Annotated in this window: 5 protein-coding genes; 2 read left to right on the top strand and 3 right to left on the bottom strand. The window is 52.8% G+C overall.

Translation table 11 applies throughout. From position 1 onward, the window contains the following. Positions 1 to 3: 3 nt before the first annotated feature. The gene (locus ACTH3S_RS10350) at positions 4 to 693 is read right to left on the bottom strand and encodes an SDR family oxidoreductase (protein ID WP_441808932.1); all 690 of its coding nucleotides are present in this window, start codon (positions 691 to 693) and stop codon (positions 4 to 6) included. A 47-nt stretch (positions 694 to 740) separates the two neighbouring features. Next, positions 741 to 1,055: a putative signal transducing protein gene (locus ACTH3S_RS10345; RefSeq protein WP_441808931.1), complete on the bottom strand. Its 315-nt coding sequence runs from the start codon at positions 1,053 to 1,055 to the stop codon at positions 741 to 743. A gap of 124 nt (positions 1,056 to 1,179) precedes the next feature. On the opposite strand from ACTH3S_RS10345, the gene ACTH3S_RS10340 reads away from it, so the two are divergent. Next, positions 1,180 to 2,220: an alpha/beta hydrolase gene (locus ACTH3S_RS10340; protein WP_441808930.1), complete on the top strand. Its 1,041-nt coding sequence runs from the start codon at positions 1,180 to 1,182 to the stop codon at positions 2,218 to 2,220. Between the two features lie 26 nt (positions 2,221 to 2,246). On the opposite strand, the gene arfB is transcribed toward ACTH3S_RS10340, so the two are convergent. Next, complete coding sequence (gene arfB, locus ACTH3S_RS10335; protein WP_441808929.1) at positions 2,247 to 2,660, bottom strand: alternative ribosome rescue aminoacyl-tRNA hydrolase ArfB; 414 nt, start codon at positions 2,658 to 2,660, stop codon at positions 2,247 to 2,249. A 92-nt stretch (positions 2,661 to 2,752) separates the two neighbouring features. Here arfB and ACTH3S_RS10330 point away from each other — a divergent pair, with 92 nt between their 5' ends. Further along, the gene (locus ACTH3S_RS10330; protein WP_441808928.1) at positions 2,753 to 3,253 is read left to right on the top strand and encodes a C40 family peptidase; all 501 of its coding nucleotides are present in this window, start codon (positions 2,753 to 2,755) and stop codon (positions 3,251 to 3,253) included. Positions 3,254 to 3,340 lie beyond the last annotated feature (87 nt).

The raw sequence follows: 3,340 nt of genomic DNA, 5'->3' as shown, positions 1-3,340 counted from the left end.
TTGCTATTCAGCCGGCGTTGGCCGCACCAGAATTTCGTTCACATCCACATGGGAAGGCTGGGACACCGCATAGATCACTGCACGAGCAATGTCTTCCGGCATCAGTGCATGAGCCGGCGGCTTATCGAAAAACGGCGTATCTACCATACCGGGCTCTATCAAAGTCACCCGCACCCCTGAACCACGTAACTCTTCCCGAACACCGTAACCAATCGCCGAAACAGCCCACTTGGTTGCGCTGTACATTGAGCCGGGAATGGTCACCCTGCCTGCGGCGGAGCCTGTCAGAAGCAAGTGCCCCTTGCTTTCCCGAAGGGCCGGAAGACAATGCTGAACGGTCAGGCCTACGCCGTAAATATTGGTGAGAATCATATCCTTCCAAACATCCGGATCGGCTTCGCTAAAGCCACCCGGCTCCCCGCCGCGGCCGGCATTAGCAAATACAGAGTCAATCCGCCCGAAGGTGTTCAGAGCCTCCTCAATCATAGACTTCTGATCGTCACCCTTCTGCACATCGCACTCAACAATCAGCACTTCGCTGCCACCACCGAGCTCCGCCTGCAAGTCTTTCAGCTTGTCTGCAGATCGCGCTGCCAGAACAAGGCGGTAACCTTCTTTGGCGGCCGCGCGGGCCGTCGCGGCACCAATGCCGGATGATGCGCCGGTAATCAGCATAACGGGATTATCTGACATACATTTTACGCTCCATTTATCCGTTAAATTTTATGTGCTTGTGCTTATCAAAGATTCAGCCAGATCAATGTCAGCACTGCTAAAACCAGTAAGAACCAGCGCGCATAAGAATCTGGCTTACTTTCGTCGCTATTCTTGGCAAGGGTTACACGGCTGCTCGCTTCATATTCCGTAATCACCTGTCGGGCGGAGTAGAAATCTTCATCTTCTACATGGATATTACTGAAACCGGCGGCACCAATCTCACCCATTGCGCCCTGCAAGTAGTCACCACCTACGTAGGTTTCAATGTCATTGGCCTTCAGTAATCCAGCGACAATATGCGCCTCAGTGATGTCCTTGGCCCTATATGCAATTTGCAAAGCCTTTCCCCTTTTGTGACATTTGAAGGCATTCATCGCAGAAATTCGATGTAATCTACCTAAAGCATAGTGTGCCCAAGCTAACAGGGCCAACCCTCGCCACCCCTAAGAGTACGAACAAATTATGGTCTGGATTGTTGCCGCTGTTGTTTTGCTCATCGCTGCACTAACTCTTTTCCTGTTTCGAATTGAAGATTTGTCCTATTTGGATCAAGAAGAATATTCCGTGAGGGATACTCTACCCAGTGCAGAAAATCAGGACGTTTTGGATCGCATCGGGGAAATGGGCCGGGCGGCTAAAGGCCTTCGTGGCAAAGCGCGGCTAATGGCGGTGCGAAAGCACATGGACGGCCTGAGTGATGGCCTGGAATTGAAATCGGAGATCCGGCATTGCGAAAATCCGAATGGTGAATGGGTCATTGCGCCAGGCACTGATACCCAGCGGCGAATTCTTTACATTCACGGCGGCGCTTGGGCAGCGGGCAGCCCGCGCAGCCATCGGGCCATTACGGATCGCCTGTCTCATGCAGCCAACGCAGCCGTCTTTGCCGTGGACTACCGCCTGATGCCAGAGCACCGGTTTATGGATGGCGTGCGTGATTGCCGTAAAGCCTATACCTGGCTGATAGAAAACGGCCCAGACAGCCCAAGTGAAGCTACATTTATTCTGGTGGCGGGCGATTCAGCGGGTGGTAGCCATACCTTGGGTCTTCTGGCCTGGATTCGGGAAAGCGGCCTGCGCCAGGCTAACGGTGCGGTTGCACTCTCCCCCTCTACAGATCTCACTCTCTCGGCTCCCAGCAACCGCAGCAATATCTCGACAGATGCCCTGTTAGGCCCGGCATTTGGAGGTCTTTCAAAAATCCCCCGGCCGGTGATCTGGTGGGCAACACTTGCAGCATTCCGTATTTCACCGACCAGCCCAGTCGCATCGCCACTCTTAGGCAACCTCACCAACCTGCCTCCAACACTGATTCAAGTCAGCGATACGGAGATGCTACTGGATAACGCCCGACGGTATGCCGCGAAAGCAAAAGCTGCGGGCTCTCCGGTAACACTACACACTTGGCCCGGCATGGTTCATGTCTGGCAGATTTTCACCCCGATGCTGCCAGAAGCCGAAGACGCCTTCGCCGATATAGAGTTCTTTATTGGCAAACTCTAGCCTCATAAAGCGTAACCTGGGTTAGTTCAAACCTGAACCTTACCCCGCAGAGCTTTGGTTTTACCTTTTCGTGTCTTGTGATCCACTCTTTTGCGCCGGGCAGATTTTGAGGGCCGGGTTGCGCGGCGTGCCTTTTGAATTTTGACAGCCTCTTGTATCAATTCCTTCAGGCGCTCAAGGGCGTCGTCCTTGTTAAGCTCCAGCGTACGATGGGACTGGGCTTTGATAATAATAACGCCGTCTTTGTTTATGCGCTGATCCTGAAGCGCCAAAAGGCGCTCCTTATAGAAAGGAGGTAGGGCAGAATTTTGAATATCGAAGCGCAGGTGCACGGCCGAAGCCACTTTATTAACGTTCTGGCCACCATTGCCCTGGGCCCGGATCTGGGTAATTTCCAGCTCCCAATCAGCGATTTCAACAGCATTAGATATTTTTAGCATGGTGCAAGGATAACAAATCCCGCAAACCGTAACCTGACATCCCGGCGATTCGATAATAAAGTGGGATAAAGAACAACCGCTCAGGATTTTGCATGGCTCAGACTTTTAAATATGCCTTCATTGTAGTCTTCACATCCCTTGTGATGGGTGGCTGCGCCAGCAATCAGAGCGTGCAGCCTGACACTGCGCGCGCTCACTACTCACCCGTTGAAGCTGCACCGGGTTCTGCAAAAGCAGAAAAACTGTGGCAGGCCTTTGAGCGCTATGAAGGTACACCTTATCAATACGGCGGCACCACAGGCCGTGGTTTCGATTGCTCGGGGTTTATCACCACCGCCTATCGCGAAGGCCTAGGACAAACACTGCCTCGCACAACGTCGCAAATGCTGCGTTACGGTGATGTGGTGCAGCCTGAAAACGTTAAACCCGGTGATATCGTGTTCTTTAGAATTGCGGGGAAAGACCAGCACGCGGGTATTTACATGGGCGACAACCGCTTTATCCACGCATCCACATCTTCCGGCGTTATCATGTCGGAGCTCAACGGCTATTACTGGAAAGACCGTTTCTCCGGCGCAAGACGCTTTGATTAAAGCTACAAGCTACCGTTGAACGCAAGATGAAGCGCGATGGCCGCCATCATCAAACCGATTACGCCGTCGATAATCCGCCAAGCTAGC

It is taken from the genome of Marinobacter sp. (assembly GCF_052094685.1).
GTDB lineage: Bacteria > Pseudomonadota > Gammaproteobacteria > Pseudomonadales > Oleiphilaceae > Marinobacter.
The sequence above is the reverse complement of the archived record's forward strand: the minus strand, read 5'-3'. Positions and strand labels throughout refer to the sequence as shown.

Bases quoted from the DNA above. Each gene is read 5' to 3' on its own strand.
- ACTH3S_RS10350 (WP_441808932.1), bottom strand. From the start codon at position 693: ATGTCAGATAATCCCGTTATGCTGATTACCGGCGCATCATCCGGCATT.
- ACTH3S_RS10340 (WP_441808930.1), top strand. From the start codon at position 1,180: ATGGTCTGGATTGTTGCCGCTGTTGTTTTGCTCATCGCTGCACTAACT.
- arfB (WP_441808929.1), bottom strand. From the start codon at position 2,660: ATGCTAAAAATATCTAATGCTGTTGAAATCGCTGATTGGGAGCTGGAA.
- ACTH3S_RS10330 (WP_441808928.1), top strand. From the start codon at position 2,753: ATGGCTCAGACTTTTAAATATGCCTTCATTGTAGTCTTCACATCCCTT.